The sequence below is a fragment of the Acidovorax sp. Root217 genome (assembly GCF_001428645.1).
Lineage (GTDB): Bacteria > Pseudomonadota > Gammaproteobacteria > Burkholderiales > Burkholderiaceae_C > Acidovorax.
This window is the reverse complement of sequence record NZ_LMIH01000001.1, coordinates 67,945-93,617: the sequence shown is the minus strand read 5'-3', so window position 1 is coordinate 93,617 and position 25,673 is coordinate 67,945. Positions and strand designations below refer to the sequence as shown.

At 65.2% G+C, this 25,673-nt stretch carries 36 protein-coding genes; 3 read left to right on the top strand and 33 right to left on the bottom strand.

What is annotated here, in order from left to right; genetic code table 11:
* From ASE31_RS31385 to ASE31_RS00520, 7 genes are all read right to left on the bottom strand, one after another.
* A partial coding sequence (locus ASE31_RS31385; RefSeq protein WP_200961048.1) for a P-loop NTPase fold protein occupies nt 1-215 on the bottom strand: 215 nt, incomplete at its 3' end.
* Nucleotides 216-391: 176 nt separating this feature from the next.
* Nucleotides 392-703: a hypothetical protein gene (locus ASE31_RS00545; protein WP_057199588.1), complete on the bottom strand. Its 312-nt coding sequence runs from the start codon at nt 701-703 to the stop codon at nt 392-394.
* Between the two features lie 752 nt (nt 704-1,455).
* A complete protein-coding gene (locus ASE31_RS00540; protein WP_157412276.1) occupies nt 1,456-1,764 on the bottom strand; it encodes a hypothetical protein in 309 nt (102 codons plus the stop codon).
* Between the two features lie 18 nt (nt 1,765-1,782).
* Nucleotides 1,783-2,052, bottom strand: a complete 270-nt coding sequence (locus ASE31_RS00535) for a hypothetical protein (RefSeq protein WP_057199586.1) — start codon at nt 2,050-2,052, stop codon at nt 1,783-1,785.
* A gap of 16 nt (nt 2,053-2,068) precedes the next feature.
* The gene (locus ASE31_RS32325; RefSeq protein ID WP_057199585.1) at nt 2,069-2,257 is read right to left on the bottom strand and encodes a hypothetical protein; all 189 of its coding nucleotides are present in this window, start codon (nt 2,255-2,257) and stop codon (nt 2,069-2,071) included.
* Nucleotides 2,258-2,293: 36 nt separating this feature from the next.
* A complete protein-coding gene (locus ASE31_RS00525; RefSeq protein WP_057199584.1) occupies nt 2,294-2,623 on the bottom strand; it encodes a hypothetical protein in 330 nt (109 codons plus the stop codon).
* Nucleotides 2,624-2,758: 135 nt separating this feature from the next.
* On the bottom strand, nt 2,759-3,049 hold the full coding sequence (locus tag ASE31_RS00520) for a hypothetical protein (RefSeq protein WP_057199583.1): 291 nt from the start codon (nt 3,047-3,049) through the stop codon (nt 2,759-2,761).
* A gap of 99 nt (nt 3,050-3,148) precedes the next feature.
* Here ASE31_RS00520 and ASE31_RS00515 point away from each other — a divergent pair, with 99 nt between their 5' ends.
* The 3 genes from ASE31_RS00515 to ASE31_RS00505 are packed head-to-tail and all read left to right on the top strand — an operon-like array spanning nt 3,149 to nt 4,052.
* Nucleotides 3,149-3,442, top strand: a complete 294-nt coding sequence (locus ASE31_RS00515; RefSeq protein ID WP_057199582.1) for a hypothetical protein — start codon at nt 3,149-3,151, stop codon at nt 3,440-3,442.
* Between the two features lie 2 nt (nt 3,443-3,444).
* Entirely contained in the window at nt 3,445-3,783 is a 339-nt protein-coding gene (locus ASE31_RS00510) for a BrnA antitoxin family protein (RefSeq protein ID WP_235514184.1), read from the top strand.
* Entirely contained in the window at nt 3,780-4,052 is a 273-nt protein-coding gene (locus tag ASE31_RS00505) for a hypothetical protein (RefSeq protein WP_057199581.1), read from the top strand. The genes ASE31_RS00510 and ASE31_RS00505 overlap by 4 nt, the downstream gene beginning before the upstream one ends.
* Here the strand turns inward: ASE31_RS00505 and ASE31_RS00500 are convergent.
* From ASE31_RS00500 to ASE31_RS00375, 26 genes are all read right to left on the bottom strand, one after another.
* Nucleotides 4,030-4,305 (bottom strand): hypothetical protein, encoded by a 276-nt coding sequence (locus ASE31_RS00500; RefSeq protein ID WP_057199597.1) that lies wholly within the window; start codon nt 4,303-4,305, stop codon nt 4,030-4,032. The two genes, ASE31_RS00505 and ASE31_RS00500, sit on opposite strands and share 23 nt — an antisense overlap.
* Entirely contained in the window at nt 4,302-4,646 is a 345-nt protein-coding gene (locus ASE31_RS00495; RefSeq protein WP_057199580.1) for a hypothetical protein, read from the bottom strand. The genes ASE31_RS00500 and ASE31_RS00495 overlap by 4 nt, the downstream gene beginning before the upstream one ends.
* Nucleotides 4,643-4,978: a hypothetical protein gene (locus tag ASE31_RS00490; RefSeq protein ID WP_057199579.1), complete on the bottom strand. Its 336-nt coding sequence runs from the start codon at nt 4,976-4,978 to the stop codon at nt 4,643-4,645. Before ASE31_RS00490 ends, ASE31_RS00495 begins: the two co-directional genes overlap by 4 nt.
* Entirely contained in the window at nt 4,975-5,538 is a 564-nt protein-coding gene (locus tag ASE31_RS00485; RefSeq protein WP_057199578.1) for a hypothetical protein, read from the bottom strand. The genes ASE31_RS00490 and ASE31_RS00485 overlap by 4 nt, the downstream gene beginning before the upstream one ends.
* Complete coding sequence (locus ASE31_RS00480; RefSeq protein WP_057199577.1) at nt 5,531-5,854, bottom strand: holin; 324 nt, start codon at nt 5,852-5,854, stop codon at nt 5,531-5,533. The genes ASE31_RS00485 and ASE31_RS00480 overlap by 8 nt, the downstream gene beginning before the upstream one ends.
* Nucleotides 5,854-6,324: a hypothetical protein gene (locus tag ASE31_RS00475; RefSeq protein WP_057199576.1), complete on the bottom strand. Its 471-nt coding sequence runs from the start codon at nt 6,322-6,324 to the stop codon at nt 5,854-5,856. Before ASE31_RS00475 ends, ASE31_RS00480 begins: the two co-directional genes overlap by 1 nt.
* Nucleotides 6,324-6,851 (bottom strand): hypothetical protein, encoded by a 528-nt coding sequence (locus ASE31_RS00470; protein ID WP_157412275.1) that lies wholly within the window; start codon nt 6,849-6,851, stop codon nt 6,324-6,326. The genes ASE31_RS00475 and ASE31_RS00470 overlap by 1 nt, the downstream gene beginning before the upstream one ends.
* A 5-nt stretch (nt 6,852-6,856) precedes the next feature.
* Complete coding sequence (locus tag ASE31_RS00465) at nt 6,857-8,443, bottom strand: hypothetical protein (RefSeq protein WP_057199574.1); 1,587 nt, start codon at nt 8,441-8,443, stop codon at nt 6,857-6,859.
* Between the two features lie 2 nt (nt 8,444-8,445).
* A complete protein-coding gene (locus ASE31_RS00460) occupies nt 8,446-8,757 on the bottom strand; it encodes a hypothetical protein (RefSeq protein WP_057199573.1) in 312 nt (103 codons plus the stop codon).
* A 1-nt stretch (nt 8,758) separates the two neighbouring features.
* Nucleotides 8,759-9,316, bottom strand: coding sequence for a hypothetical protein (locus ASE31_RS00455; RefSeq protein WP_057199572.1), 558 nt, complete (start codon nt 9,314-9,316; stop codon nt 8,759-8,761).
* Complete coding sequence (locus ASE31_RS00450) at nt 9,316-10,233, bottom strand: hypothetical protein (protein WP_057199571.1); 918 nt, start codon at nt 10,231-10,233, stop codon at nt 9,316-9,318. The genes ASE31_RS00455 and ASE31_RS00450 overlap by 1 nt, the downstream gene beginning before the upstream one ends.
* Nucleotides 10,230-16,160, bottom strand: coding sequence for a phage tail length tape measure family protein (locus tag ASE31_RS00445; protein WP_057199570.1), 5,931 nt, complete (start codon nt 16,158-16,160; stop codon nt 10,230-10,232). Before ASE31_RS00445 ends, ASE31_RS00450 begins: the two co-directional genes overlap by 4 nt.
* Nucleotides 16,161-16,318: 158 nt before the next feature.
* On the bottom strand, nt 16,319-16,666 hold the full coding sequence (locus ASE31_RS00440; protein ID WP_057199569.1) for a hypothetical protein: 348 nt from the start codon (nt 16,664-16,666) through the stop codon (nt 16,319-16,321).
* A 34-nt stretch (nt 16,667-16,700) separates the two neighbouring features.
* Complete coding sequence (locus ASE31_RS00435) at nt 16,701-16,994, bottom strand: DUF1799 domain-containing protein (RefSeq protein ID WP_057199568.1); 294 nt, start codon at nt 16,992-16,994, stop codon at nt 16,701-16,703.
* A gap of 17 nt (nt 16,995-17,011) precedes the next feature.
* Entirely contained in the window at nt 17,012-17,446 is a 435-nt protein-coding gene (locus tag ASE31_RS00430; RefSeq protein WP_162261362.1) for a phage tail assembly chaperone, read from the bottom strand.
* Nucleotides 17,447-17,561: 115 nt separating this feature from the next.
* Nucleotides 17,562-18,203: a phage tail protein gene (locus tag ASE31_RS00425; protein WP_057199566.1), complete on the bottom strand. Its 642-nt coding sequence runs from the start codon at nt 18,201-18,203 to the stop codon at nt 17,562-17,564.
* Nucleotides 18,204-18,270: 67 nt separating this feature from the next.
* On the bottom strand, nt 18,271-18,627 hold the full coding sequence (locus tag ASE31_RS00420; protein WP_057199565.1) for a DUF3168 domain-containing protein: 357 nt from the start codon (nt 18,625-18,627) through the stop codon (nt 18,271-18,273).
* On the bottom strand, nt 18,624-19,136 hold the full coding sequence (locus ASE31_RS00415) for an HK97 gp10 family phage protein (protein WP_200961047.1): 513 nt from the start codon (nt 19,134-19,136) through the stop codon (nt 18,624-18,626). Before ASE31_RS00415 ends, ASE31_RS00420 begins: the two co-directional genes overlap by 4 nt.
* 29 nt (nt 19,137-19,165) lie before the next feature.
* Entirely contained in the window at nt 19,166-19,492 is a 327-nt protein-coding gene (locus tag ASE31_RS00410) for a phage head closure protein (protein ID WP_057199563.1), read from the bottom strand.
* Complete coding sequence (locus ASE31_RS00405) at nt 19,492-19,839, bottom strand: head-tail connector protein (protein ID WP_057199562.1); 348 nt, start codon at nt 19,837-19,839, stop codon at nt 19,492-19,494. The genes ASE31_RS00410 and ASE31_RS00405 overlap by 1 nt, the downstream gene beginning before the upstream one ends.
* 2 nt (nt 19,840-19,841) lie before the next feature.
* Nucleotides 19,842-20,102, bottom strand: coding sequence for a HeH/LEM domain-containing protein (locus ASE31_RS00400; protein WP_057199561.1), 261 nt, complete (start codon nt 20,100-20,102; stop codon nt 19,842-19,844).
* A gap of 44 nt (nt 20,103-20,146) precedes the next feature.
* On the bottom strand, nt 20,147-21,490 hold the full coding sequence (locus ASE31_RS00395; protein ID WP_082603955.1) for a phage major capsid protein: 1,344 nt from the start codon (nt 21,488-21,490) through the stop codon (nt 20,147-20,149).
* A gap of 1 nt (nt 21,491) precedes the next feature.
* Nucleotides 21,492-22,331, bottom strand: a complete 840-nt coding sequence (locus ASE31_RS00390) for a head maturation protease, ClpP-related (RefSeq protein ID WP_057199560.1) — start codon at nt 22,329-22,331, stop codon at nt 21,492-21,494.
* Nucleotides 22,309-23,538 carry a phage portal protein gene (locus tag ASE31_RS00385; protein WP_235514178.1) on the bottom strand — a complete coding sequence of 410 codons (1,230 nt, stop codon included), beginning with the start codon at nt 23,536-23,538 and terminating at the stop codon, nt 22,309-22,311. Before ASE31_RS00385 ends, ASE31_RS00390 begins: the two co-directional genes overlap by 23 nt.
* An 81-nt stretch (nt 23,539-23,619) precedes the next feature.
* Nucleotides 23,620-25,464 carry a terminase large subunit gene (locus ASE31_RS00380; RefSeq protein WP_082603954.1) on the bottom strand — a complete coding sequence of 615 codons (1,845 nt, stop codon included), beginning with the start codon at nt 25,462-25,464 and terminating at the stop codon, nt 23,620-23,622.
* On the bottom strand, nt 25,412-25,669 hold the full coding sequence (locus ASE31_RS00375; protein WP_057199558.1) for a hypothetical protein: 258 nt from the start codon (nt 25,667-25,669) through the stop codon (nt 25,412-25,414). The genes ASE31_RS00380 and ASE31_RS00375 overlap by 53 nt, the downstream gene beginning before the upstream one ends.
* Nucleotides 25,670-25,673 lie beyond the last annotated feature (4 nt).

The following is a 25,673-nucleotide window of genomic DNA, read 5'->3' as shown; positions in this document are numbered from 1 at the left end:
CCCGCAGCACTCCACCCTTGTTCATTGAAATCCAGGGTGTTGCGCTTCGCTTTTGAATCCGCCGCTTCATTTAACGCTGAAACTTGACCTTCTCGACGTATCTCATCCCACATGTAGCTCTTTCCAGTCCCCCACTTCCCTGACAGCGCAACCACTTTAGCGTCACTCGTTATCAAAATTTGCTCTAATGCGTTCTTTGTTTCGGCGAGGCCCATTGACTCATCTCCTAAGTATTCTTCAATTGTCTATTAGAAATAGAAATTCAAATTTCACAAAGAAATTCTTGACATGTCAGAGCGCGGACAGTCCGTGCCTCTCCCTGGACGCCTATTGAGTCGCCTCGCCGCACGGTGAGATCGGGCGGACTTCCGGCGCTGGTTGTCGAGGCGTGCTAACGCCGGCCATCACTTCCCCCCCCCTGGCGCTTGTCCTCGATGTCCAGGATCTGATTGACCTGGTCGGCTAGGGCCGCGTATCCGGCACGGCAGATGGCGATGTGGGCGGCGGTGTCGCGCTCGGAGGCGTAGCCGCCCCCCGGCGCCGGCGTCAGCACCAGGTCCGCCAGGGGCTGCGGCCGCACCCGCAAGGTGGCCGGCAGGGGTTCGTAGGCCGACTCCACCCGGCACGCGGCCGGCAGCGTTGAGCAGGCGGACAGTGCCAGCATCGAGGCACTGGCGATCAGACAAGGTAGCGACGTGTGCACGGGCGTCTCCCAGTTGTGCGTTGAGGGTGGCCACCGTGCGCGCGTGAGCGCCGGCGGCCTGGTCGGAAAACTTGCGCTGCTGCAGCGCATCGGACTGGCGGGCCGCCTCGTCCAGGCGCGCGGCCTCCTCGCGCTGCAGCTGCTCGGCGGTGGTCTTGCTGGTCCACACCGCCATTCCTGCACGCGCCAAGTGCCGGCGCTGGCCAGGGCGGCACCGCCAGGACGGTGCATACGTAGACGTAAAGGCGCAGATTCATGGCCGCCACCTCGCACAGATCGGCCATCTATCGAACCAGCGGGCGCAGTGCACCACCTGCACCCATCGCGACGCCACACGGTCAGTTGCAGGTCCGCAATGTCGGCCTCGGACAATTCGCCCAGCAGCAGCTAGGTGGGATGTCCGGACGTGGCAATGCAGCACGGGCACTCGGTGCAGGTGATGATGCGCGACTATGCGAAGTGGATCCCAAGCGCCGACCGGGGGAGCAACCCGGCAGCCGTCAACGGCCTCGATAGGCAGGCCTCCAGAGGGCCTGGCTGAGCGATATTGGTGTGAGAACGGGGAGCTGCGGGCCCCAAACAAAAAACCCCTAAGCAATAAATCACTTAGGGGTTCATGTTTGGCGGAAACGGAGGGATTCGAACCTCTGAGCCAGCATACCGGAGCATGTCCTAGCAGGGAACGCTACGTTCCCGGACAGGCTCCAGCATGCTGGAACATGCTCGAATTGGTGAGGATATTGGTGTGACGACTATGGGCTCCGGTATTTTTCCGCCTGGGCATCGGTGAGGGTCTGTCGCGAAAATCCCAGGCGATCACACCGCTCGTTCAGGTCGTCCCCGACTGCCTGCTCATCTCCCTCTTGATATCCCAACTGAGCGATCAGCAAATCCTCCCGCTCGTGCACAGGCTGCCATGACCGACCAGCAACTGCGGCCCAATTGACCAGCATGCCGACGGCCGCTGTCATGCTCTGCTTCTGTCGCTGATTCTGGTCCGGCACCCTGCCGGGGTGGTTTTCATCGCGGGTGAAGACGTAGATGACCGATCGCTTTGCCATAAACGCCATTCTCACCCATCAGCTCTTGAACTGCCCGTGCAGCGCCATCAGCCGCTGTGCCAGGCCCTCGGGGTCGATCCGCATATTGCTGGGCGTGCAGGTGCCGGCGCAAACATGCTCATACCAGACGTGGTAGCCGGACAGGTCGGGCAGCGCCTGGCCGCCGGCCTCGCGGATGGCGGCGCTGATGCTGATGGTGTCGAAAGTGCCCAGTTCTTCCCGGCCGTCGATGACGTGGGCGCGATATTGGCCGGGCTCGATCTTGAGGATGTGCAGGGACAGCAGCATGTGCGAAAAGGCGCGTTTAAGGCCTGGTGCGCTTCCAATCGTCCCGCATCTCGCGCAACATGATCTCGGCCAATTCAGCAGGCGCGGCACCTGCGTTCGCCTCCTTCGGTGGCACCCCATGCGTTTCACAGGTGACCTTCAGCCAGCCATCTCGGACCGTCCAGGAGCCCCGAAAGTCTTCGACCCGTACCGTGCCGCTGTTCATGGGTGCACTATGTCGGTCGGCCATCGTCTGCTCTCCTTAGCAGTTCCAACCCCGCCAGCGCGGACGAGCCTGCTCTGTGTCGCTGATCCACTGACCCAGTTCGTTCAACATCTCTTGCGCCCTGCCGTGATCGATTTCCCCTGCTTTGATCAGATCCCAAAGGTGTGAGAGATGTCCATCGATGCCGTGGGGGAAGCTGACGTTGTCCTGGTTCAGATTTCCCAGCAAATGAGGGTGCCCCTCGCTGTTGGTTTCCCCTCGATGCGCAGGCGCCTGGAATATCCAGCCGGTGGCGGTGGCCTCCAGCCTCAGGGTGGTCGTGGATTGCCAGCGGTTCGTGTAGTAGGTGAGCTTCAGATCGTGCATAACATCCCTCGGTAAAACCGGAGTGTACGTGCCCGCTGGCAGCTTGCTGTTTCGGATTTTTGGCCGCCTGTATCGGCGCAGCAACGGGGAGCGCCGCCCGCAGCAGCCAGGAGTGGATCCAAATTGACGAATTGATCAATCCGTCAATTTCGAGGCGGGCGCGAGTTGCACGGTGCCCACACCGTCCCCCTTATGGGGGCTGGGCCGAATCCAGTGGATCCATACCCCGTGCATCCATGCCCCGCAGTAGATGACGCACAGCACCAGGATGCCCCATTGCTGGGCCGTCCACGCGGCATAGAACCACCCGGGCTGTCCCAGCATGCCGAAGATGCAGGCCCACCGGCGCAGACGGTCGGTGCGCGTCTGCGACAGCCAGGCCGCGAGGGCGCCGAACACGGCGATAGTGATTTGGTCCCAGGTCATGGAGCGATTGTGCACCACTGTTCAAACGATCAGTGATTTATTTTTCGTAGTTACAGAATATCGCTTGCATGGTGGATATTTCGTTACTACAATAAACCCATGCTCACCGTAATCGAAACCATCCCCTTCCAGAAGCAAGTAGCCTCCGTGTGGACGGAAGAGGAACGCCTGGAGTTCATCAGCTACATCGCTGCGAACCCCACAGCCGGCGACGTGATCCCCGGCGGCAACGGCATGCGCAAGGTGCGTTGGACGGTGGCAGGTCGCGGCAAGCGCGGCGGCGCACGGGTGATCTACATCACCATTCTGGAAGCCGGTGAACTGGCCCTGCTGGCGGTTTACACGAAGGCAGAACGGGCAAACATCCTGCCCAGCGAAGTGAAAAGGAAATGACTATGACCATCAAGAGCTACAAGGACCTGCAGACGGCAGACCTGGAGGCGATGGCCCGGGCCGCCGAGGCGGACGCGGGCCAGGCCATCCCCGGCCTGCGCGAATCTCTGGCCGACCTTCAAGCCGGCAAGTTCGGCGCTGTGCACACGCCCGAGCAGATCGCCAAGCGCAAGGCGGGGCGCCCGCGCGGGAGCGTGAAGGCCGATGCCAAGGTCAGCACCACGCTGCGCCTTGACCCTGAGGTGCTGGCGGCCTTCAAGGCGACCGGGGCGGGCTGGCAGACGCGCGTGAATGACCTGCTGCTCGCGGACATCCAGGCCGGGCGGCACGTCAAGGCATGAAGCCATACATTGCCACCCTGGTGGGCGGCGCTCACGACGGACGGCAGGTTGCTATCGGCGCGGACGTGGAGCACATCGACGTTGCAAGCACGTCAGTCGATCCGACTCAGCAAGCGGACGTTCGGTATCGCAAAAAGCTGTGGGCGCGCGTGGTCGACGATGCAACGCAGGAAATTGTCACCGACACCTTTTTCGTGCTCGACAGCCTGAGCGATCAGGAGTCCACCACGGCGCTGCTCCAACACCTCAAGGCGCGCCACCCTGAATAGGTGCCGCGCATACCGACAGCGCCGCGCGCAGCTGCACCTCGTAGCCCTCGCGGCGGTCGATCTCGGCCAGCGCCGCGCGCAGCAGCACCCAGGGCGAGGCGCCAGGCAGCAGCAGCTCGGTCGGCATGGCGGGCCGGTCGGGCACGGGCTCGCGGCACTCTACCGGCACGGGCACCAGCGTTCGGCCGGCGGGCGCGGGGCTCGCGCAGCCCACCAGCGCCAGCAGGCCCAGCAGCAGGACGGCGGCCCTCATGGCCGCGCCCTCCCCTGCAGCCACTCGTCGCCCAGCGCCTGCATGCTCGCGCACAGGTCGGCGGGCTTGCTCGGCTGCAGGCCCAGGGTGTGGTCCGCGCGCTGCTGGTGGGTAAGTGCGACCTTGGCGGCGGCGGCGCGGGCCGGGGCGGCGGCCTCCTGCCGCTTGGCCGACAGCTCGCGCAGCGCCTCGGTTGCATCGCTGCAGGCCAGGGCATCGCCTCGTGCGGTGTCGCGCTGCTCGGTGGCTTTTGCCAGGTCGTCGCGCTGGCCCAGGTAGGCCCAGCCCAGGGCGACATTGGCCGCCAGGCTCAGCAGCAGGATGACGGCGCCCGCGTTCATGGGTTGCCCCAACGGCCGCAGTACGGCGTGCCGAAGAACTGCGCGCAGTGCATCACCTGCACCCAGCGGCCGGCATCGAGGCGCCACACCGTGAGCTGCACGTCCGCCGCGTCCTGCAGGCTCAGCCCGCCGGCCAGCAGCACGTTCGGCTGGCCCGCCAGGGTGCCGCAGCGCTCGAAACACAGATGGGGCGCTACCCAGTTGTCGCGCCCGCGCCATTGCAGCTGCTGGCCCGGCAGGGCGTAGGCCGTGGCCAGGTACTGCTCGGGGGCAGGCGTGGCCGGCGCCGTGATATGCAGCGCGCCGGCAATGATCAGGATTTCGAGGCTCATTTCGGCAGGCCCTCCAGGCAGTTAGTGGTCTCAGCGGCGCGCCGGTTGGCCAGCCCCTGAACGAAGCGCATCTCGGGCTTGCCATCGGGCAGCGTGCGGCCCGTGCGGACATAGCTCCACACAAGGCTGCCGCCATCGGACACGCTCAAGCGCTGGCAGCCCAGGGCCCAGTCGCCCGCGTTCCAGGCGACCATGGCCTGGCTGGCGCAGGTGTTGCCTGCCCCGTTGTTCCAGGCGTGCGAGGTGGCCATGGCCAGCACCGATAGCGGGGGCTCCCGGCGCATGCAGCGCAGCACCGCGGCCTGCACCTTGCCTATTGCGGCCAACTCCTCGGCCTGGCACTTCTCGGGGCTCCAGCGCTCGCCCACCACCACGGGCGTGGTGGTCACGTGCTTGGTGATGCCCTTGCACACGGTGGGCAAGCCGTTGGCCAGCTTGTCGGCGTAGACGAGGCCCGGATCCTTGCCGGGCTCCCAGTTGGTCAGGAAGGTGGCCGTAGCCAGCGCTGCGGCGGCGAGCAGGCCCGCGCCGGCCTTGATGGCGTTGGAGCGGTCAGTCATCGTCGGCCCCCAGTGGCGCCAGGTCGCTGGAAGGGGGGCTCACAGGCACGCCCGCGCGCATCAAGTCCATGCGCAGCTCGCGCTCGCGGGCCCGTGCGTCGGCGTCAGCCTTGTACAGCAGCGCGGCCTGGGCGTGCCGCTTGTCCGCCTTGCGCCGATAGTGCACGTTCACCAGCAGGCCCAGCAGCGCGATGAACAGGCCCACCAGGCCCACGAAGTTGGAAGCGATGAAGGCGCCCACGCCCCCCACCACGGCGCCCGTGGCGGTTGCTTTGCTGCCGACATTGGCCAGCGTCTCTATGGTCTCGATCTTCATCATTGGTGCTCGCTTTCATCGGGCGTAAAAAAACCCGCCTGGGCGGGTTGGGGGTAGATGCTGAGCAGTAGCGCGGCGGTGCCGTTGGGCCCATGTCGCCATGCCTCCCTGAAGCCCAGGGCGGCCAGCTGTGCCTCATTGCAGAACCAGTCCTTGGCCGATTCGCGCACCATCCAGAACACGAACCGCAGGTTGCCCAGCAGGTCGTAGCCTTCACCCTTGTGCTGCTCGAACCAGGCGCGCGCCGCGGGCTCCAGGTGGTCGGGGATCTCGATGAAATCCCACTTGGCCGGGTCGAAGTCAATGCGCTTGAGCCGCACGCCCCCGTCCATCCACGAGGCCGAGCCGGCCATGCCGTCCGAGAAGATCAGCTCGCAGTGGCTGTAGGGACCACGGTCCACCCAACGCACCAGGCGGCTGTAGATGCCCTGCACGCCAGGACGCACGACCTTGTAGAAGGCGGCGCGCATCAGCCAGCCCCCACGCCGAGCTGGGCGCGCACGACGGCAACGAAACCGGCCCACGCGGCGCGCACGGCGGCCAGGGCGGCCGGCGACTGCGCCGCGCGGGCTTGCTCCTTGAGTGCCAGGCGCTGCGCGCGAATGGCCTGCTGAGCGCCGCGCCATACCCCGGCCTGCTGCAGGATCTCGTCGGCGGCCTGCTCTGCGGTCCAGCCCTTGGGGTCGGCCCAGCACTGCACCATCGGCGGCACAGGCCCGGTGTAGCCCGCCTCCGCATAGGCCGTTGCCTGGCGCTCGGCCTCCTCGTACTCGGCCTGTCGGTTGCCGATTGCCAGGCCGTAGATAGCGTCCACGTCCTTGTCGATTTGAGCGACCACCACAGCGATCTCTGCCGGCCAGTCATCGTAGGTCAGCGCCCTGTGCGGGTCGCCCAAAAGCCGGTTGTCGGTCACCCAACCGCGCAGCTCGGGTACAAAGCTGCAAGGCAGCGTGCCCGACAGCACCACGGCGCCTGTGGAGTCTTTCAAGGTCCACATGGTGCTTACCCCGCCAGGCCGGCCAGAATCGCCGTCGTGCCGCTGATGCCGCCCTTCGTGCCAGGCGGCACCGATGCGCGGCGGTCGAACGCAGGCGAGGTCAGGTTCTGGTTGGTCAACAGCTTACCCGCCGTGGACACCTTGCCGCTGGCACCCAGCGCCACGGGTTCCTGCGCCACACCCATCACCGAGGCGGCCCCCGCGAGGCCCAACGTCTGTGAGTGCGTGGCTGTGCTGCCTTGGGTAGCCAGCACAACCAGGAAGCCCGACGTCAGGATCTCAAACCAGCCGCAGCCCAACGTCCACGAAGCGCCTGTCCACACGGAAAGAGCCGTTGCCGATTCACGGGTGAGGTCTGGGTTATGCACCCAGGTTTGCAGATTTCCAGAGGTGCTGGCGGTCCAAGACATAAACACGAACAGAGGACCGTTGCCGGGGCGATCAATCAGCGCTACGCAGTTGAGGCCCTGACTGCCTGGGCTGGTGCGAACCTGCGCACCAGCGTTGTCGTACTCATGGACAAGATTGGTTGCCAAGCAGGCAAGCCAGAAGCCGCCGCCCTGCTTTGCAGCAATCTGAATTACGTCCTGCTGACCGGACGTAACAGTGCCCATCGGCACGGTCGTAAGCAGTGTCAGCGATGCGTCGTACACCTTGAAGCTCTGAGATGTCAGGCTGGTGGACTCTGTTGTGATGACGTTGCCGTTGGCGACCTCAATGAGCTTGCCCTCCACGCGCCCGTTGTAAAAGCTGACACCATCGTAGAGGTTGGCACCGCTACTGATCTGCACCACTGCACCCTGCAAAACGCCGGTGGCGCTGAACCGGGCCATGCGCTGACCCTGGGTGGCTGCGGTCTTGGCCCAACGAACGATAAAGCCACCCGCTGCGAGAGCCAACACAACCACATAGTTCGGCGTCTGCGTGGCTTCCGCCGTCGTCATGGCGCCCTGCAGCACACCCGATGCGTTGTAGCGCTTGAACACCATGTTGGTGGCGTCGGGGTAAGCAACAACAAACTCCCCGCTTGCCAATGTGACAGCGTTCCAGTCGAAGCCCGCAGTCCCCACAGTGCCGACGGCGGTGGCGGCCAGGACCACCGCCCCGGTGGTCGCGTTGTAAACGGCGACGTTCAGTGTGGTGCTCTCACTCCAGAGCACTGCCACGTTGCTGGCTCCTGCGCGCGTGAGCCGGACGGGGCCGGTGCTGGCAGCGGCCGACACAACAATCCTGGACTTGAGAACACCTGTTGCGGCAAAGAAGCCCAGGTTCATACCTGTGGTGTTGGCTGAGCCGTTGCCAGAGTAGGCATACAGGAATTCGCCGTTGGGCATCGGCAGGATGTGCCGCGAAAACAAAGCAGTGCCGTTGTTGTTTCCCCAGTTGCCCGAACCGGACGGATTGTTTGCGGCCACCAGGGAGGTGACGCCCAAAGCCGAGTTCTGCGTCGCCACTGGGTAAGCCTCGGACACCTTGCGCATCCAGCCGCCTGTGTCGACCTTCACCAAATCGCCGGCCGCGATGGCTGCGGCCGCCGTGACATTCAGGGGCTGGTCGACCGCGTCAACGGTCGAAGAAATAGTGCGTCCCATGCTTATGCCTCCTCAAAGCCAAAACCAACAGCAGACACGCCCGCAGCACTCGCGCGAGCAACCAGAAACTGACCGGAGCCGATGACGATGGCCGAGCGCTCCATCACACCCGATGGGGGCAGGTACACGTCGTACTCGATCCACTCCCCCGCCGTGGGCGTTGCTGTGGCTGCCAGAGCCACCCGCACGGACACCGCGGCCGCAGTGCGGTTGCACAGCGAGAGCGTCAGCGTGGTGGTAACCCCTGCCGGGTTGTAGAGCGTGGTGATGGCGCCGGCCGCGAGGTCCAGGCCGAAGAGCTTTCCTTGGGCCATATCAGGCACCTCCGTAGTAGAAAAGTTTGTTGCGAGGAATGCGGGCCGGCGGGCCGCTGACGGCCACGGTCCACTGCGAATAGGTGCCGGCGCCTTCGGTGTAGGACACAAAGACCTCGATTTCGCCGGTGGCGTTGTCGTAGAACTGGATGCGCCCGTACATCACCTGGCCGCCGGGCGCGCCGATGGTGACGAACATGCCCGCACGCAAGTTCTTGCCGGCCTCGATCACGAAAGCCGGTTCGCCCTGGGCAATGGTCATGCTGGTGGTGCTGGTGGCCAGCGTGCCGGGAGCCGTGAGCGCTGTGATCGCAGCGGCCACCGCCACGTCGCGCGCAGCCACGCCCTCGCCCGCCTTCGCGACTGCGATATCGGCATTGGTCTTGGTCTCGTTGGCGTTGTTGAGGACGTTATCGCCCAGTGCCTTGATGCCGACCGCGTACGTGGGCATCTGGTTGCCCCATGCGTACGCCAGCGCGTTGTAGGTGCCCGCGGCCTTTTCATTGAGGCCCGGAAACGGGACTGTTGCCGGTGCGTCCGGGACTGGTTGGATTGCCATCAGATGAACCCTTCTACAGAAATGCTTGCGCGCGTCAGCGCGTGGTTGGTGGCCTGCAGGTCGCCCGTGACGATGCCCACGGTGTTGAGCCACCCGAACTTGGGCAGCTTGCTGGCTTCCACCACCACGGGGGTGTCCAGGATCTGCATCAGGATGGCCGAGGCGGCCAGCGCCTCACTGCTCTCCAGGATCACCGTGAAGTCCACGTTGGTGGCGCTGCCGCGCTGCACGCGCTCGAACGTGCCGTCGTCGTTGAACTTGCGGTAGGTGTAGCTCTTGGGCCGCGCGCGCGGGCCCGACTCCACCCCGCCGAACTTGTCCGCGCCGATCAGCGATTGCCAGATGCCCACGCTCAGCTTGCCGATGCCCACGATGGCCGCAGGCCCGCCCGACACGGTGACCGTGAGTTCCCCCGTGGGGCTGATCGGGATATCTCGCAGCGAGGCGTCAGAGCGCTTGGTGAGCGGCATGAACAGCAGCTCGAACAAGCCCAGGGCCTGGTCGAAAAGGTCAGTGTCCAGTTCCTTGATCACCACGCCCCCGGGGGCATCCTTGGCGGTGATCTTGATCCGGTCGCCGACGATGCCGCGCACGTCCACCGCCCGGTAGAACCCGGGCTGCAGCACGTAGGTCACGCTGCCCGTGCCCTGGCCCCGCGTGGACAGGTAGTAGTCGAAGGGGGCATAGCGATTGCTCGACCGCTTGCGCAGCCAGTTTTTCGCATCGAGCCGGGGCAGTACCGCGCTGCCGTTGTGGGCCTTCACGCACTCGTAGATGGCGTGCTCGCTCAGCCGCTCATCGCCGAGCACGTAGGCCGCGCTGGCAACCCACGCGGTTTCCCCGGTGTCGGGCTCGGCAATGCTGGTGCCAGCCTTGATCATGGCGTCGGTGATTTCAATGGGAATGAGGATGTTCATGCCACCAGCTCCACCTTGTTCATGATCTCGGCACGGATGCCGTTGCCGCCTTCGGTCACGTTGTCCAGCAGGTCGGCCGTGGCCTCTGCATGCGTGTTGCCCACCTCCTGCAGGCCTTGCAGCCGCTGCACCTCTGCAGTCAGCCGCGCCAGCTGCACCTCAAGGCGCGAGGTGTCGCCCAGGCCTCGCCCGTTCACAAACGGGTTGTGGGCCGTGGGGAACACCGCCTCGCCCCGCTGCAGCAGCGCATAGCCGGTCTCTGGCACGAAGGTGGTGCCATCGTGGAAGATGGGCCGGCCGAGAGCTTTGGCTTCTGCCTCCAGCGTGCCGGGAGGCAAGCCGAACATCTCGTTGTACTGGGGCATGCTGAAGCCCTTGCCCTCCAGCGCATCGAGCACGCTGCTCTTTCCAGAAGCCCCAGGGTTGGCCGCAATCACTGCCTGCGCCGCTGCTGCCATGTCCGAGGCGTCGAAGTGCACACCTGCACTGGTCGTGCCGGCGTCGGTCACCTTGTCGAACTGCGCACCGCCTTTGCCGACGATGACGCTGGCGGGTCGCGTGGTTGCAGCGGCGTTCTTGCCGCTGATCGCGTCTGCCAGGTCCTGCACGGCCTTGCTGACCGAAACCACCCCGCTATTGATGCCGCGCAGCTCGTTGATCTGCGCCTCGGCGTTTTTGACAATGTCCTCTAGGGACTTCACCTGCCGCTCAGCCTCGGTCAGCTGCTCGCCGCTGATGTCCTCCAGGTCCGACAGCTTGCCGGCCAGCACCAGGCGGTCCTTGTCGCGCTCGAACTGGCTGCTGTACTGCGTGGCGTTGAACCCGCTGCGGGCATCGCTGATGGCCTTGGAAAGTTCCTTCACTTCCGGCAGGTAGCCCGTCTTCTGCGCGGCAGACAGGGCCTGCGTGATGAAGTCCACCCCCTGCTGCGCCGCCGCCTTCGCGGTGCTCTCTACCTCGCCATACAGGTCGTCCACCGACGATTCCAGCAGCTCAAACACCGCCTTGATCTCGTCGCGGGTCTTCTCAGCGGTCTGCAGCTGCGCCGATACAGCGCGTTCCAGCGCGGCGAAGGCCTCGTCGATCTCGGCGTCCTTGATGTCGGCCATCACGCTGGCCGCGCGAGTGATCGCCAGGCGCATCGTGTCGGTCGTGGTGCCAAGGTTCCACACCGCTACCGCAGCCTCTGCGAACTGGGTCTTGCTGGCGTTGGCCAGTTGCGTGGCAGTCACCCCGATACCCGCATCCGTTAGGCCCTTGGCCACTTCCTCGTACTGCGCTTGGCGGCGCTGTGGCCGCGTGCGGTACTTGTCCAGCACCGCGGGTAGCTCCTCGTCTATGGACTTGCGCGTTTTGAGTGCCTGCACGTTGTCGAACAGCGCCTGGTTGCTGGCGCTCAGCGCGGCACGCTGGGCGGCAAGTGCGTCGGTGTTGGACTGCGTGAGTTCGAGCATCTGCTTGCGCAGGTCCACCTCGTCCTTCAGGGCCAGGTTGCCGTCGTACATCGTGGCGATGACTGCCAGCCGCGCCGGGTCCAGCTTGTTGCCGGCGTCGTCTACGAAGCTGTCCAGGTAGTTCTGACGCTCCAGCGCACGCGCGCCCACCTCGTCGCCCTTGGCGCGACTCAAGCCCACAAGCAGGTTCTTGCGCTCGTCCGTCAGGCTCTTGACGGCGTTCTTGTAGCTCTCGGTGAGCTGGTCCACCGCAGTGCTCAGCTCCTGCACCACCGGCACCTGGTCGTCGATGTCATCGAACAGCCATGCGATGCCGTTGGCCCACTCCATTGCATCGCCGTACAGCTCGGGATTGGTGACAAGCGAATTGACACCATCGCGAATGCCGCTTTTGCCTGCCTGGCTCAGGTTCTCTACCGTTACACCTTTCAGGCCGATACGCTCGGCACCACGCACCGCAGCCCGCAATCCCGCTTCTTTTTGCTCGCCGTCCGTGTAGTAGTTCTGCAGGAACGATTTGGTCTGCGTGGAAAAGCGCTCAAGCCCACCGAAGGCCTCGATGAAGTTGTCTGCAAAGTTGGCCAGGGACAGCGATCCCTTGTGGATGCCGAAGCCCAGCGCGTCCGAGGCCTCGTTCAGCGTGTTGAAGCTGGTGGCCAGGCGAGTCAGCGTCTGGATGGCTGTCTCGCCCACCTTTGCGAACTCGCTGGGGACATACTCCTCGCGCTTGTTGGTCGTCGTCTCGGTCGTGAACGTGACGTTGTGCGGGTCGGTGGTGTCAGACCAGGTGTTGACGATGGTGTCGGTGACATCCTTCCAACTGCCCAGCAACAGCTGCGCCATATCGGTGCCGGCCTTGCCAAACGTCTCGGCGATCTTGGCCTGGATCTGCTCGGGGTTCAGGCCTTGGAAGTTCAGGTCCTGCGCGCCGAGCGTGTAGGCAAAGTCCTTGACCGCATCGCCGCCGAGGTTCAGCGAGTCGGCCATCTTCACCACGTTGTCGCGGTAGCTCTTGTAGCCCTTGGTGATCTCGCGGTCGAAGACAGCCGTTTGCTCAGCCAGGCCCTTCGTAGTCTTTTCCAGGTCAGTCACCACGGCCTGGATGCCCATCGCATAGTTCGACTGACCCTGACCAGAGTCGCGCAGGCGCTGCAGCTCGGCTCGGCGCTGGGTGAGTTCTTCCAGCGGGTTGTGCGTGGCGAAGCTGCTGCCATCGAACAGCGTGCCGCCTTCGCGCCACTCTTGCCACGGCGTCAGCGCCTTGTTGCCGCCCAGCGTGCCAGCCAAGCCCGAGCCCACCATGGACTCGCTGCGCATGCCGCCCAGGGCGTTGATGACGCCGAGCATGATGAGGGCAGCGATACCACCAGCAGCAAAGCTGCCCGCGCCCGCGCCCGCACCAGTGGCGGTGTACGCGCCGCCCTGGCCGATAACCCCGGAACCCACGCCCCCGAACGATCCGACGTTGGTCGCTTGCAGAGCGCTAAGGCCATTGGCTGCAGATGCGGCATTGGACGCGGCGAGGCCAGCACCGCCGCCGCCCAAGCCGAAGGCGTTACCAATGCTCCCCAGCACACCCTGGCCACTGGTCAGGCCGGTGTAACCCTGGTAGGCACTACTACCCAGCGAGAACAGGCTGCCGAGTGGGCTGCCGCTTGAGGCCCCGCCAACGCCCCCACCGCCACCGCCGATGCCCATCAATGCGCTAACGACATTGACCACCAGGGGCTGCGCGAAATGCTTGTAGATGGCGTCCGCCACGCTGGTTTTGAACGTAGTTGCCAGCGACTTCGTGAAGCTCTTCCACCCGTCCTTGCCGTTATTGAGCATGTCGGCAAAGCCCTGCCGAAAGATGCCGCCGTACTGCTCGACGGTCTGCTTCACCTCGTCCAGCTGGATGCGCTTTTCGGCGTTGTCCTTGTCCTTGTTGGCGGTCGCGCGAGCGTCGGCGCTGAGCCGGTCCGCCTCCCCCGGGTTGTCGGGGTTGTCCGCCTTGATCTTGGCCAGGCGCTGCGCCAGGTCGATCTCGATCTTGTACTTGGCAATTGCCACATCCCGCTCGCGCGAGGACAGGCCCATGACCGAGGTTTCGTACTGGATGGCGGCAGCAGACTCGTTCACCGCCTTGGTGTAGTCGGCCACCATGCGGGCTGAATCGCCGAAGCCCTTTTCCTTGGCCAGGTCGCGCAGGTCCTGGGCCTGCTGACGCAGCGCGGCACTCAATCGGCCCGTGGGGTCGATGCCTTGGGCCGTGACGGCCTGGCGCTCCAGCTCTGCCGCGGCCTCATCCACGCGCGCCTGACGCACCTTGCCCAAGGCCTCGCCGGTGAGGCCTATCTCCTTGTTCTCGTCGCGGGCGCCCTTGAGCTTGGCGGTCGATGCGCGGGCGGCCTTTTCCTCGGTCGCCACCATGCGCTCCAGGTCGTCGGTGGCTTTTGCGACAGCTGCGCTGCTCTCGCGGCGCAGGCGCTTGATAGCTTCCTCGTGCTCAGTCTCGGCGGCATCCATCTGGCCTTTGATGCGCGCTTGCTCAGTATCAGAATTCTTCTTCGTCTTTGCGTTGGCCAGCTCGGCCTCGAAATTGGCCTTGCGCTGTGCGTAGAGCACGTCCTCCATTTCCATCGAGCGCTCGGCCGCGTCCATCTCGCCGACTTTGCCGGCCTTGACCATGGCGTCCATCTCGTCGAAGAAGGCCTTGCGCTCGCGCAGGATCTCCTTGTCGGCGTTCTTGAAGGCCTGCACCGCGGCGTTGGCCACATCGGCCATGCCGCCGCCCTTCTTGAGCGTCGATTCGAGCTTTTCCTTTTGGCCGTCCAGAATCTCCTGCAGGCGCTCGGCGCGGGGGCTGTTCTGCACGCCGTTGGCTTTGTCTTCGGCGGCCACCAGCTTCAGCGTCTTGGAGGTGAGGGCAATCTCCTTGCGGATGTCCTCGACCTGGCCCTTCTGGGACTTGTAGTTCTTGTTGATCTCAATGAGGGTTTTGGCCTGGTCGTCCAGCTCCTTGGAGGTGAGCGCAGGCGCAGGCGTGGGGGCACCCATGGGGGTGACGGGCGAGGCCTTGGGCGTGTATTCGATACGCAGCGGGCCCGGGGCAGTCTGCTGCCCGAACATCGTCGTAGGCGTGTCCAGATCGCCCATACCGAGCGGGCGCTGGCCTTTGCCGCCGTTCCAGTTGACGGGGCGCGAGACCGGCGTAGGGGCCGGCGGCGCGCGCGGGTCGCCCTGGTCGAACCCCTCGGACGACGTACCCAGCAAAGCGCCATTCAAACCACCATAGAACTGGCGCTCCAGCCACGGCGGCAGGCGCACGTCCTTCAGCTTGCGGATCTCCACCAGCAGCTTTGCAGCGCCGGTCACCACGTCGGCGAAGCGGTCGGCCAGCAGCTGCAGGGGACGGCTGTCCATCTGCCCCATGGTCTCGGTCCAGGCGCGACCGAACTCGGTGGTGGCCTGCTGCAGTTTGGTGCCCTCAGATGCCAGGCCTTTGGTGGCAGTGGTCAACGCTTCGAGCATCAGCTTTTGGGCGCCGGCCTTGTCGCCAGCCTCCACCATCGCATTGATAGCCAGCAGCTGGTTGCTGGTCAGGAAGCCCAGGGCATCGTCCAGGTCCTTGGCGCCCTTTGCCGGGTCGGCAAAGGCCTTGGCCAGGGTCTTGGCAGCCGTGGGCACGTCCTGGCCCAGCGCCACCGCAAAGTCAGCGATACCACGCCCCAGGCCCTTGAGCATGCTCCCGCCGATTTCGCGGGTGCGGGCGAACTCGTTGATGACAGTGCCAGCTGCGTCCTTGGACACGCCGGGCAGCAGTGACATTTCGCGGCGCAGGCTCTTGATGTCCTCGGTCGACAAAAGCGCGGCGCGGCCCGTGGCCTGAAATGCAATTCCAATGCTGGACAGCTTGCGGGCATCACCCTCGGCAGACGCCACGGCAAAGCCCAGCGCGCCGACAGCGGCGACGACGACCGTCAAGGGGTTGATCAGGCCCACCACGTAGCCGCCCAGCGCTTTGGCCGCGTTGCCGGCGCCGCCGAACATGTCCTTGAGCTGGCCGCCCTGCTGCAGCAGCACCGTTAGCGGGGCCTGGCCGCCCTGCAGGCTGGTGATGATGTCGGTGAACTGCGCCGGCACGCCACGCAGCGCCGCAGCGGTCTGCGCGGCCGATACCTGCATCTTGCCCATGCCGCCGGTGGCGGCGCGCTGGGCGGCTTCGGCCTGGCGCAGCTTCTCGATGTAGGGGTCCAGCGAGGTGCCCAGGTTGCGCTGCTTGGCCAGTTCCGCGTAGTAGGAGGCTGTGCCCTTCTCGCCTGCCTGGGCGCTGGCCGTGACGCGCTGGATCTCCCGGATCATCGAGCGCGCGCTTGCCTCCACCTTCTGGGAGGCCTGCTGCCCGCCGTCGCCGATGCCGGCAATGCTTTTTGAAGCACCGTCAGCCGCGTCCTTAATGTCCTCGGCCGTGCCACGCACGTCGCGTTTCATGGCCTCCAGGCCTGGCTTGACGGCGGTCGCGTCAATCCCGAACTTCAGATTTGATTTGCGTTCTTCTGTCATTCGAGCGCCCAAAGAAAAAGGCCCCGCGACGTGAGCCGCGAGGCCTTGAAATGAAGTGGCCACCCGAAGGTGGCTTGTGTGATCGCTTACCGAAGGTGATGGCGTGCGCAGATATTGCCTGCGGCCTCGCCAACCCCTGCAATCTGGTACTCAATGGGCGCGGCGCTCGATTCTTTGAAGCCCCGGCCTAAAAATGGTTGGAAGCCTTCATATGCGCCGAAGGAGTTCTTGGCGTTGACTTCCCCGCAAATTCGCCAAGAGCCCTCAGACTCCAGATTGCCCTGCTTGAACGCCCGAAACCGCGCCGACTCGGCATCTTTGAGCTTCTCTTCGAAGGCCGTGCGCAGGCGCTTTTCGTCCACCTTGGGGGCGGCCTGGGCGAAGCACTGCCCCGACATTGCAACGATCAACCCCGCCAAAACTGCTGCCCGCATAGCACCTCCTTGAAGAAGGCGCCATCGTAGCGGATCAGTCCTTGCTCGTGATCGCTTCCAGGGCGGCCCGCTCGATCACGCCCACGTCGCATTCCAGTTCGGTGTAGCGGTCGGGCTCCAGGTCCATGCGGTCCAGCTTGCTGTAGAGCACGTTGTAGTCCAGGCCCGTGGGCCCGGCCATGCCGATGCGCCACTGAGTGGACATGCTGCAGAACAGCGCGTAGGCCTCGAAGTTGTCCGGCCAGACCTCCACCTCTTTCGAGGGGAAGTCATCGGGGCGCAGCCCCCACTTGGCCAGCTCGTTCTCATCGGGCGGGCGCTCGTACATGGCCCGCCCGATGGCCCTCAGTTTCCCAAGGTGCCTTCGCTGATGGCCGTGCGGTACGCGGCGATGATGGCGGGCACTGCGCCGGGCACCTCGTCGCCCAGTTGCTCCGCCGATTCCACCGTCAGCGGCGCTTCGAGGTTCCAGCCGTCCAGGATCTGCACGAGGTACTTCGAGTTATTGGCCAGCACCCCGCTGATGTGTTCGGCCAGGCTGAAGGGCTTCACCTCGGCATCGGCGACTGCTTCGGCCGCTGCCTCTGCCGCGACCTTGTCGACCTCGGCCTTGCCGGCCTCGCGGGCCTCCTTGTTCACCCGGTCCACGAACTCGCCGAACTGCTTGCGGGTGCGGTACTTGAATTTGCATTCGATCTCGCCCGTGGTGCCGTCCAGCATCGGGATGGTGACGGTGTGGGTGAAGCTCTTGGGCGTCTTGCCCAGTACGATTTTTGCCATGGTGATGGTGCTTTCGAGGGTGGAGAAAAAAGAGCCCGTGCCCAGCCCTGCCGCACCCTCGAAGATGCGAACAGAGCCGGGCCGGTGCATGGGGTGGCCGCCAGGCGGCCGGGGATCAGTAGCGCGTTGGACGGCCCTGCAGCGAGATCGTGGCGCGGACCTGCATCACGCTGCCCTTGGTCAACGTGGGCGTTTCGTTGAACGACACGAAGCCGTTGTAGAGCAGCACGGCGCCGTTGGGCAGGGTGACCTTCACCGCACGGATGGCGCGGGCTTCGCCGGCAGCCTTCAGGGCCTGGTAGCCAGGCAGCGAGGGGTCATCGCCGATACCGATCTGGATGGACTGGGCGCTGGTCACCGTGGGCAGCTGGCGCTCGTAGTCTTCTTCCAAGAAGGAGAAGTTGGCGAACTGCTGGTCGCCGCCCGAGGTGGTGAATTCCAGGATCTGGGGGATCTGCGTCCAGGCCGTGATCTCGCGCAGACTGCCCACACCCGTGCCCGCGGAGAAGCGGTTGGTGTCCGTGGTGTCGATGCCGGTCACGTCCAGCGCGTTGGTGGCCACGTTGGCGGCCTTGAACACGCGGTCGTTGATCTTCTGCCAGCCGCTCTTCAGCTCGTAGAACGCGCCGTTGAGCAGGCCATGGGCGGCCGAGGTGATCACGCCGGGGTTGGCGTTGGTGATCGCGGTCACGGTCTTGACCGCGCCGTAGGTGGTGGCAATGGCGATGGTCGCGCCGTCGGGGAGAGATACAGCCATGGGATGGCCCTTTCGTGGTGAAAAAGCCCTTTCGGGCGGTGGTGGCCAGAGGCCGGAAACTGCGGGGCTACCGGGCGCCCCAGATGGAGAAGGACATCACGGCGCCCTTGAGCTCGTCGGCGTCGTCGAAGCCGGCGCCCAGGCCGCCCAGGGGCTGGGCCTGCAAGGTGGCCGTGCTGGTGCAGAGCAGGTCCTCGATCTGCAGCATCAGCGCGTTGGCGGCGCCGCGCGTGGTGTGCCAAACCGTGAACTGGATTTCGGCCCGGCGCTTGTCGGCTGCGGTGCCATCGAGGAAGCGCAGCGAGGTGCCGCCGACCTGCTCCCAGATCACATAGGGCGTCTGCGTGCCCACGTCGGCCACGTCGGGCGTGATGCGTGGGCACAGCATCATGATCAGCTGCGTGAAGTCTGCTTCGAGGCTCATTGACTCTTCCCGTTCATGCGCTTGATCAGCTCGGCCTCGGCGGCTTCGTAGGCCTTGTCCATGGCGGTGGCGGCCTTGCGCACGAAGAACTTGCCGGGCACATGCTTGGGCGTGGGCAGGGTGATGTAGTACGCATCGAGCGCGACCCGGTTGCGCCCGCCCGAACTGGGCCGGGGCTTGCCCTCCATGCCGGGGCGCACCAGCGGGCCCATGCCGTCAGGGCCGTACACGTAGCGCTGCAGGTAGCCGTACTCCACCAGGTGGCCGTGGGGGGCCTTGCGCGCGTTCCAGCTGACGTTATAGACAGCCACACCCTCGCTGGATTGCTCCTCGCTGAACTTCTGGTAAATCGACCTGTTCAGCCTGCCGCTGTACTGGCCCAGCGCGGCTACGTTGGCCTTCACTGCGTCGTATAGGACCTGGGTGCCTGCCTGCGCTGCCGGGCGGACAGCGGCCTCTATTTCGTCGCCCAGCTCGTTCAGGTAGGCATCGAGGCCGCTCGTGTCCATTTCGATGCTGAAGGTGTTCCGGCCCCCGCTCACTTCGACACCTCGCACACCAGGTCGGTGTGTTCACGGCGCTCCTCGTCGGGGATGGACGCCAGCACCTGGTAGACCGTCGCGCCGTGCACCACGCGCATGCTGGCGTCGATGTCGGTGCGGAAGCGCACGCGGATGGACGCGCGCACTTTCGAGGTGACCGCGTCCGCCTTGATCGTCTGGGCGCCGTTCAGGGTCTTGATGCTGGCCGCCACGTTGGCCGCCACATCCACCCAGCCACCGGGCACCACCTCGTTCAGGTCGTTCCTGGCGGTGCCGGGGCGCTGGATCGTGATCCGGCGGTTGAGTGAGCCCGCGCGCAGCATCAGAGCCCCGGGCTGCGCCGCTTCGGCCGCAGCAGAGACTTCGCGCCCAGCGGCAGCTCGGCCACCGTGACACCCACCACCACGTCCTCGCGGTTGGTGTAGAGGCTGCCAAGGGTCAGCAGGATGGCCGAGCGCACCACGGGACTGATCACCAGGGGATCCTCGCCCGCAGTGCCCGCTGTGACAGCGTCGTGAAGCGCCTCCGGCGTGGCAAACAGCTTGCGGTTCAAGTAGTCCACCGCCGCCTCTTCCGCCGCTTCGAGGTAGCCGGTGATCAGGGCGTCCTCGCCGGCCCCGACGGCGCGCAGGTGCGCCAGCGCCGTCTCCAGGGGAACCAGCGTCGGCATGCTCAGTCCTTCGGCAACAAGGCCAGCAGGTCGGCCTTCTTGGCCTTGGGATCGAAGGCGATGCCCTTGGCGGTCAAGGTCGAGCGGATCTCGTCCACAGTCAGCTTGCCGTCGCCGTTGGCATCGGGATCGACTTCGCCAGCCTGGCCCGCGTAGTAGCGGGCCGTGGCCTCCAGCTCCGGCGGGCACTCGTCGCCGGGCATGTAGGTCACGGGGTAGATTTCGCCGTTGGGCACGGCGTCGAATTGAGTGGTCACTTTCATGGGCTTCTCCAGGTAAGGGGCGAGCCGAAGCCCGCCCCGTGCCATCAGCTGGCGTTGATGTTCATGGCCTTGAGAACGTCGGGGTTCAGCAGTCCGCCGCCCACGCGCTTCGTGGTGTAGAAGTGCACATAGGGCTTGTTGGTGAACGGATCGCGCAGCACGCGCACGCCGGTGCGGTCCACGATCAGGTAGCCGCGCTTGAAGTCACCGAACAGGATCGACTTGGCGCTGGCCGCGACGTTGGGCATGCCCGCCATTTCGGTGACGGCATAGCCTCCAACGGTGGCGGGCTGGCCAGCCACGAAAGAGGGCTGCCACAGGTAGTTGCCCTGGCCGTCCTTCAGCTTGCGGATCAGGCCCTGCGTGCTGCGGTTCATCACGAACCGGGCAGCGCCGGTGTACTCGGCGGGGAGTGCGTAGATCAGGTCCTGGATGGCATCCGCAGTGATCACTCCCACGCCGCCCGAGCCCACGGTCTTGATGTCGCCCCAGGGGTGAGCAGCCGCATTGGTGCCGCCGGTGACATAGGTCAGGATGCCGTTCGGACGGTCGTTCGCGCCGGTGCCGGCCAGGAAAGCCAGACCCTCTTGGTAGGCGAACTCCACTTCGACCTCGCCAGCGAGCCACTGCTCGAGGTTGATCTCGGCGTCGTCCAGCATCTGCTGCGTGGCGGCAGGGTTGGCGTAGATCTCACCCGGCTTGTAAGTCAGCGGCGAGAAGGCCGGCGTGTTGGTCTGGGGGCGCGCCGTGGTTTCGCCCACCCAGCCGGACGTGGTGCCGCGGTTGTTGAACAGCTTGGTGAAGCCGGCGCCGGAGATGGATTGCACCGCGCAGATGCCACGCATAGGCGACACCTGCACCAGGCGGTCGGTGATGGTGCGGTCCCATTCAACGGGGGCCAAGTAGCCGCCTTCGGTGGCCACGCCCTTGTTCAGCGCTGCTTGCACGTCGCCGCGCTTCATGAGCGCCTGGAAGGCGTCGGTGTACTCGGCGTCCTTCACGCGGCTGCCGGCGCCGCCGCCGTTCATCTGGCCAGCAGCGAGCTTGACGTTCAAGTCGTCCACCGACTTCTGCAGCGTACCGATGTCGGCATTGATAGCGTCCACCTTCAGCGCCTGCAGCGCGTCGGCGTTGCCCTTCTTCACAGCTTCGAGCTGCGCAGTGTGCTCCGCCTTGAAAGTGGCGAACGCCTGGTTCAGCGCCTCGACGGCGGCTTTCACCTCACCCGGGCCGGGTGGCGTGTCGGCGCGCACAGAGATCAGGCCGCGGGGCACGGGCTTGGCTGCGGCTTGTTCGGCCACCACCTTAAGAGCGGTTGCTTGCGCCGCAGAGACGGCCATGGATGCGAGAGCGGCCACGGCCGCCAGAGCAATGAGAGACTTTTTCATTTCAGACTTTCAGGGAGTTGGTGAGGGATTGCAGCCAAGCTGCGGTTTCGCCAGCGCCCGGCGTGGCGGCTTCATCGGCAGCGCCCGGCGTGCCGTTGAAAAGGGACTTGAAGGCCTCGCGGCGCACCGAGCGGGAATGCCCCGCGCGCGCCATGGATGCCTCCACCAGGGCCAGCGTTTTGCGCGGCATGTGCGCGCTGGCGTCCTGCTTGATGTTCTTGCTGTCCATCAGACCGGTGGCCAGGCCGTATTCCACGGCCTGCGTGGCGTTGATCCACGTTTCCTTGTCCATCAGAGCGGCAGCCTCGGCGACCGACATCCCGGAGCGTGCGGCGTAGACGCCGGCCATCGCTGCGTCGAAGGGCTCCAGGCGCGCGGCAGCGTCGGCCATGTCATGGCGGTTGCCGATGGCCACTGCCCAGGCGTTATGCACCATCATGAAAGCGCCGTCGCCCATCTCGATCTCATCGCCGGCCATGGCAATGACAGAGGTAGCCGAGGCGGCTAGGCCCATCACGCGCATGGTGACCTTGCCGGCGTGCTGGCGGAACTGGTTGTAGATGGCCACTCCCTCGAAGAAGTCGCCGCCGGGCGAGTTGAGGTTGACTACCACATCCTTGTTCGCGCCAATCGCACGCAGTGCGGCGCCGATGCGCTTGGAGGTGACTCCGTTGCCGTCCCAGCCCTCGCCGATCACGTCGTAAATGGAGATGGAGTTGGCCTCCTCGACGGCAGCGCGGATATCCGGCTGCCAGCGCTCCAGGGCGTCCGGGCGCGCGTCGAACTGGGCGGTGCCCAGGCGGTGATCGGCGCGGATTTCAGGTAGTTTTAGCAGGCTCATTGCTTGGTGCCTTCTGGCCAGAGGGTGGGTGCAGCTTGTTGGCCGCTGGGTCGTGAGAGGCGGGCATGTCGGACAGCTCGCGCGTCTCGTTTTGCGTGTACCAGGGGGCATGCCCACCGGCGCCGAGGGCCTTCGCGAAGAATTCGCCCTGGTCTTTCAGCGTGCCGCGCATGAGGGCCCGCTCGTTGAACTTGAAGAAGAAGCGCTCCTGCTCGGGCTCGGACAGCAGCACGCGGGCCAGGGCTTCTTCCCAGGCGGTGAACCAGCGCTGCAGGCCGTACTGCACGAAGAAAATGCCCAGCTGCTCGATGCCAGAGCCCCAAGCCGTCTCATCCATCATCAACAGCGGCCGAGGCACACCGAAGGCGCGGGCCACCTCTTCAATCTGCAGGTTGCGCTGCTCGTTGTGCTGCGCTTCTGCGGCTGTGGAGGCCCACTTGGAGGCCTTGGCGCCCTCTTCCAGCAGCATGAAGCTTCCGGCGTTGGCCGAGCCCGAGTGCCGCTCGTCCAGCGAGTCCCGCATGCGCCCATAGGCCGTGTCGGAAAGGGCCGTCGGAACCTCAATGGCGCCGCTTGCCATCACGCCCTTGGCGAAGATCCGGGCCGCCGCGAGTTCGGCCTGGCGCGCCAGCGAAATCGCCTCCTGCGCCAGCTTCACGCGAGACATGCCCAGCTCACCAGTGGCCGACAGGTCCCGCAGGTGGAAAACCTCTTGCTGCTTGAGCGGGACCACCACCCCATCCTTGCGCGTGTACTCGTAGCGCATCAGCCAGTCGTCACCGAGTTCAGCCTTCACGCGGTCCGACTCCATCGGGATCATGTGGATGGGCCGGTCCCGCGACCAGATCACCCGCGCGTAGCCGTTGCCGTGCACCAGGGCGTTGAGCTGCAGGGTGCTCTTGAACTCGATGGGGGTTTGCCAGCTATTGGGGCGCAGCTTCATGCGCTTGTGCGCCTCCATGTCCTTGGCCACACGCTTCTCGTCGCCGCGCTCCATGAGATTGCATGGCAGCATGCCGATGCACTCGGAAATCAGGGCCACGCTGCGCAGCACAGCCATGTTGCGCAGTGCGCGCATGCCTTGGGTGTAGCTGCCATCCCCACCGCCGCGGATGAACTCCAGCAGCGCGGGGTCGTCCAGTCCGGTGAAGAGGGTGCCAGCCTGCACTTCAGCGCGCGGGCCGGCAGCGGGCGCCGTGGCTTCCACAGGTGGGGAATCAGGCGGGCGCGGCTGCGCTGCCGAAGCGTTGCCACCTCGGAAAAAGTCAAAAACGCCCATGCTTGGCCTTTACAAGTACCGGATTCCCCGGCTTTCGTAGACCGACCCGGATCCAGCGTTGATGCTGGCCGCGCCGATGGCCATGCACAGGGCCACAGCGGCGTCGATCTTGTTGATGGAGCGGGTCTTGGCCAGCCAGTGGTTGCCCCATTTGTCCTCTTCGGTGACGGCGGACATCATTGCGGACACCAGCACCGGGTTCTTGCGTAGCCGGATCCGGCCTTCAAGCAACGCCTCCTCCAGAATCCGCAGCGATCCAGGCATCCACAGCCCTTCCGCCTTCTCCTTCTTCAGCTCAGCGGCCTTCACCATCGCCTCGGTGGGCTTGCCCTTTTTCAGGCCGCCCTGCGGGTGCTCGATGAACTCGACCTTGAAGCCGATCTCGTCCACCTCCTCTTCGAACCGCTTGTAGGCGAAGCGGTCATAGGCGACCAGCTGCACGTCGTAGTGCCCCACGTACTCGGCCTGGGTCTGGGCCACATGCCGGAAGTTGATGCTCTCGCCCGGCGGCGCGTGAATGTGGCCCTGATCGCGCCACACGCTGTAGGGAATCTTGTCCTTCAATTCCCGGCCCGCCAGGGTGTCGCCCGGCGTCCAGGCCTCGATCCATGCGTCGAAGAGCGGCTTGTTCTTCTCGTTCACCCCCGTCTGCACCACTGCGGCCTGCGCTGTGATGTCGCGGTTCTGGGACAGGTCTAGCCCGAGATAGACCTTCTTGCCCTTGTGCTCCTGCCACGGGTCGAAATCGTGCAGGGCCGGCTCCAGCGTTGCCCGCGTCATCCAAGCCGTTTCGGCGTCGGTCCAGATGCAGAAGTGCAGCCGAAGGACCCCATTCAACTGACCTGGCAATGCCTTGGCCTGGGCCACCACGTCGGCCAGGTACTGCCGGGTGATCGTTACGCCCAGTAGCGGGTTCGCCTTGGGCCAGCAACTGGGATCCGTCAGCGGGTCATCGCCCTTGTCCAGGGAACACACATAGCTGAACGTGGTGTCGTCGAGCGCGTCGCCCACGTAGGTGGGATCGTTGACGGCTTCGGTGTGCCCTGCCGCCACGTTGACCGCGTGCGTGTGCTCCTCCCAGCAGACAGAATTCCGGTCGCTGCCGCTGTTCGTGATCATGAACAGCAGCGGCTGCCGGCGGAACTTGAAACCGCGCTCCAGCATTTCGATGCTCTTGCGGTCGGGCAGCTCGTGCACCTCATCGGCCAGCACGAACGCGGGCCGCGGGCCTGAGCCGGTCTTGCCGGTGTCCCTCGACACGGGCCGGAAGAAGCTGCCGCTCGGGTGGTGAGCGATGTTGTACTCGCGCCCCTCGCCGCCGGAAAACTCCAGACGCTTCCGCAAAGCCTTGGACGCTTTGACCATCTTCACCGCGTCGGCGAACAGAATGCCGGCCTGCTCCTTCTTGGCCGCTGCCGCGTAGACCTGCGCGCCCGCCTCGCCATCCGCCACCAGGCCGAGCAGTCCAATGCCGCCAGCCATCGGGCTCTTGCCGTTGCCCTTGCCTTGCTCAACGAACGCGCGCCGGAAGCGCCGGGTGCCGTCCGCCCGCTTCCAGCCGAACAGTGAGCCGACGATGAACGCCTGACTTGGGTCCAGCTGGAAATCTTTCCCCTCGAACTGCCCTTCGGAAAGCTTCAACACCGTCTCGAAGAACTCGAAGGCAAACTGCGCGGCGGCGGGGTCGTAGTACAGGCCGCGCTTGTGCGCCTCTCTCAGGTCCTGCAGGTGGCGCCGGCAGGCGTTGCGGACGTGCGGTCCCGCGATTATCTTGCCGGCCAGCACGGCCAGCGCATAGGCTTCAGTGCGATCCGAAGAACTTGTCGGTAGGGTCTTCTTCTTCGTCGCTGCCATGGTTCACCTTGGTCTCGTCCACCGGTGTGGCACCCAGCTTCGACAGCAGGGAGCTGAGCGCCTTCATGGCCTCCACCCCCATTTCGCCCGTCTCCATGCGCGCGCTCAACACGCAGGCCATCCGCAGCAGCGTCCGGTGGCTTGCCGTCAGCCATGGCAGTTCCCGCTGGAACTCTGCCCAGGCCATCTGCTCCGCTTCGGTCATGGAT

Excerpts from the sequence above, each read along its gene's own strand:
- ASE31_RS00540 (WP_157412276.1), bottom strand. The coding sequence starts at position 1,764 with ATGGCAAAGCGATCGGTCATCTACGTCTTCACCCGCGATGAAAACCAC.
- ASE31_RS00535 (WP_057199586.1), bottom strand. The coding sequence starts at position 2,052 with ATGCTGCTGTCCCTGCACATCCTCAAGATCGAGCCCGGCCAATATCGC.
- ASE31_RS32325 (WP_057199585.1), bottom strand. The coding sequence starts at position 2,257 with ATGAACAGCGGCACGGTACGGGTCGAAGACTTTCGGGGCTCCTGGACG.
- ASE31_RS00525 (WP_057199584.1), bottom strand. The coding sequence starts at position 2,623 with ATGCACGATCTGAAGCTCACCTACTACACGAACCGCTGGCAATCCACG.
- ASE31_RS00520 (WP_057199583.1), bottom strand. The coding sequence starts at position 3,049 with ATGACCTGGGACCAAATCACTATCGCCGTGTTCGGCGCCCTCGCGGCC.
- ASE31_RS00515 (WP_057199582.1), top strand. The coding sequence starts at position 3,149 with ATGCTCACCGTAATCGAAACCATCCCCTTCCAGAAGCAAGTAGCCTCC.
- ASE31_RS00510 (WP_235514184.1), top strand. The coding sequence starts at position 3,445 with ATGACCATCAAGAGCTACAAGGACCTGCAGACGGCAGACCTGGAGGCG.
- ASE31_RS00505 (WP_057199581.1), top strand. The coding sequence starts at position 3,780 with ATGAAGCCATACATTGCCACCCTGGTGGGCGGCGCTCACGACGGACGG.
- ASE31_RS00500 (WP_057199597.1), bottom strand. The coding sequence starts at position 4,305 with ATGAGGGCCGCCGTCCTGCTGCTGGGCCTGCTGGCGCTGGTGGGCTGC.
- ASE31_RS00495 (WP_057199580.1), bottom strand. The coding sequence starts at position 4,646 with ATGAACGCGGGCGCCGTCATCCTGCTGCTGAGCCTGGCGGCCAATGTC.
- ASE31_RS00490 (WP_057199579.1), bottom strand. The coding sequence starts at position 4,978 with ATGAGCCTCGAAATCCTGATCATTGCCGGCGCGCTGCATATCACGGCG.
- ASE31_RS00485 (WP_057199578.1), bottom strand. The coding sequence starts at position 5,538 with ATGACTGACCGCTCCAACGCCATCAAGGCCGGCGCGGGCCTGCTCGCC.
- ASE31_RS00480 (WP_057199577.1), bottom strand. The coding sequence starts at position 5,854 with ATGAAGATCGAGACCATAGAGACGCTGGCCAATGTCGGCAGCAAAGCA.
- ASE31_RS00475 (WP_057199576.1), bottom strand. The coding sequence starts at position 6,324 with ATGCGCGCCGCCTTCTACAAGGTCGTGCGTCCTGGCGTGCAGGGCATC.
- ASE31_RS00470 (WP_157412275.1), bottom strand. The coding sequence starts at position 6,851 with ATGTGGACCTTGAAAGACTCCACAGGCGCCGTGGTGCTGTCGGGCACG.
- ASE31_RS00465 (WP_057199574.1), bottom strand. The coding sequence starts at position 8,443 with ATGGGACGCACTATTTCTTCGACCGTTGACGCGGTCGACCAGCCCCTG.
- ASE31_RS00460 (WP_057199573.1), bottom strand. The coding sequence starts at position 8,757 with ATGGCCCAAGGAAAGCTCTTCGGCCTGGACCTCGCGGCCGGCGCCATC.
- ASE31_RS00455 (WP_057199572.1), bottom strand. The coding sequence starts at position 9,316 with ATGGCAATCCAACCAGTCCCGGACGCACCGGCAACAGTCCCGTTTCCG.
- ASE31_RS00450 (WP_057199571.1), bottom strand. The coding sequence starts at position 10,233 with ATGAACATCCTCATTCCCATTGAAATCACCGACGCCATGATCAAGGCT.
- ASE31_RS00445 (WP_057199570.1), bottom strand. The coding sequence starts at position 16,160 with ATGAAACGCGACGTGCGTGGCACGGCCGAGGACATTAAGGACGCGGCT.
- ASE31_RS00440 (WP_057199569.1), bottom strand. The coding sequence starts at position 16,666 with ATGCGGGCAGCAGTTTTGGCGGGGTTGATCGTTGCAATGTCGGGGCAG.
- ASE31_RS00435 (WP_057199568.1), bottom strand. The coding sequence starts at position 16,994 with ATGTACGAGCGCCCGCCCGATGAGAACGAGCTGGCCAAGTGGGGGCTG.
- ASE31_RS00430 (WP_162261362.1), bottom strand. The coding sequence starts at position 17,446 with ATGGCAAAAATCGTACTGGGCAAGACGCCCAAGAGCTTCACCCACACC.
- ASE31_RS00425 (WP_057199566.1), bottom strand. The coding sequence starts at position 18,203 with ATGGCTGTATCTCTCCCCGACGGCGCGACCATCGCCATTGCCACCACC.
- ASE31_RS00420 (WP_057199565.1), bottom strand. The coding sequence starts at position 18,627 with ATGAGCCTCGAAGCAGACTTCACGCAGCTGATCATGATGCTGTGCCCA.
- ASE31_RS00415 (WP_200961047.1), bottom strand. The coding sequence starts at position 19,136 with ATGGACACGAGCGGCCTCGATGCCTACCTGAACGAGCTGGGCGACGAA.
- ASE31_RS00410 (WP_057199563.1), bottom strand. The coding sequence starts at position 19,492 with ATGCTGCGCGCGGGCTCACTCAACCGCCGGATCACGATCCAGCGCCCC.
- ASE31_RS00405 (WP_057199562.1), bottom strand. The coding sequence starts at position 19,839 with ATGCCGACGCTGGTTCCCCTGGAGACGGCGCTGGCGCACCTGCGCGCC.
- ASE31_RS00400 (WP_057199561.1), bottom strand. The coding sequence starts at position 20,102 with ATGAAAGTGACCACTCAATTCGACGCCGTGCCCAACGGCGAAATCTAC.
- ASE31_RS00395 (WP_082603955.1), bottom strand. The coding sequence starts at position 21,490 with ATGAAAAAGTCTCTCATTGCTCTGGCGGCCGTGGCCGCTCTCGCATCC.
- ASE31_RS00390 (WP_057199560.1), bottom strand. The coding sequence starts at position 22,331 with ATGAGCCTGCTAAAACTACCTGAAATCCGCGCCGATCACCGCCTGGGC.
- ASE31_RS00380 (WP_082603954.1), bottom strand. The coding sequence starts at position 25,464 with ATGGCAGCGACGAAGAAGAAGACCCTACCGACAAGTTCTTCGGATCGC.
- ASE31_RS00375 (WP_057199558.1), bottom strand. The coding sequence starts at position 25,669 with ATGACCGAAGCGGAGCAGATGGCCTGGGCAGAGTTCCAGCGGGAACTG.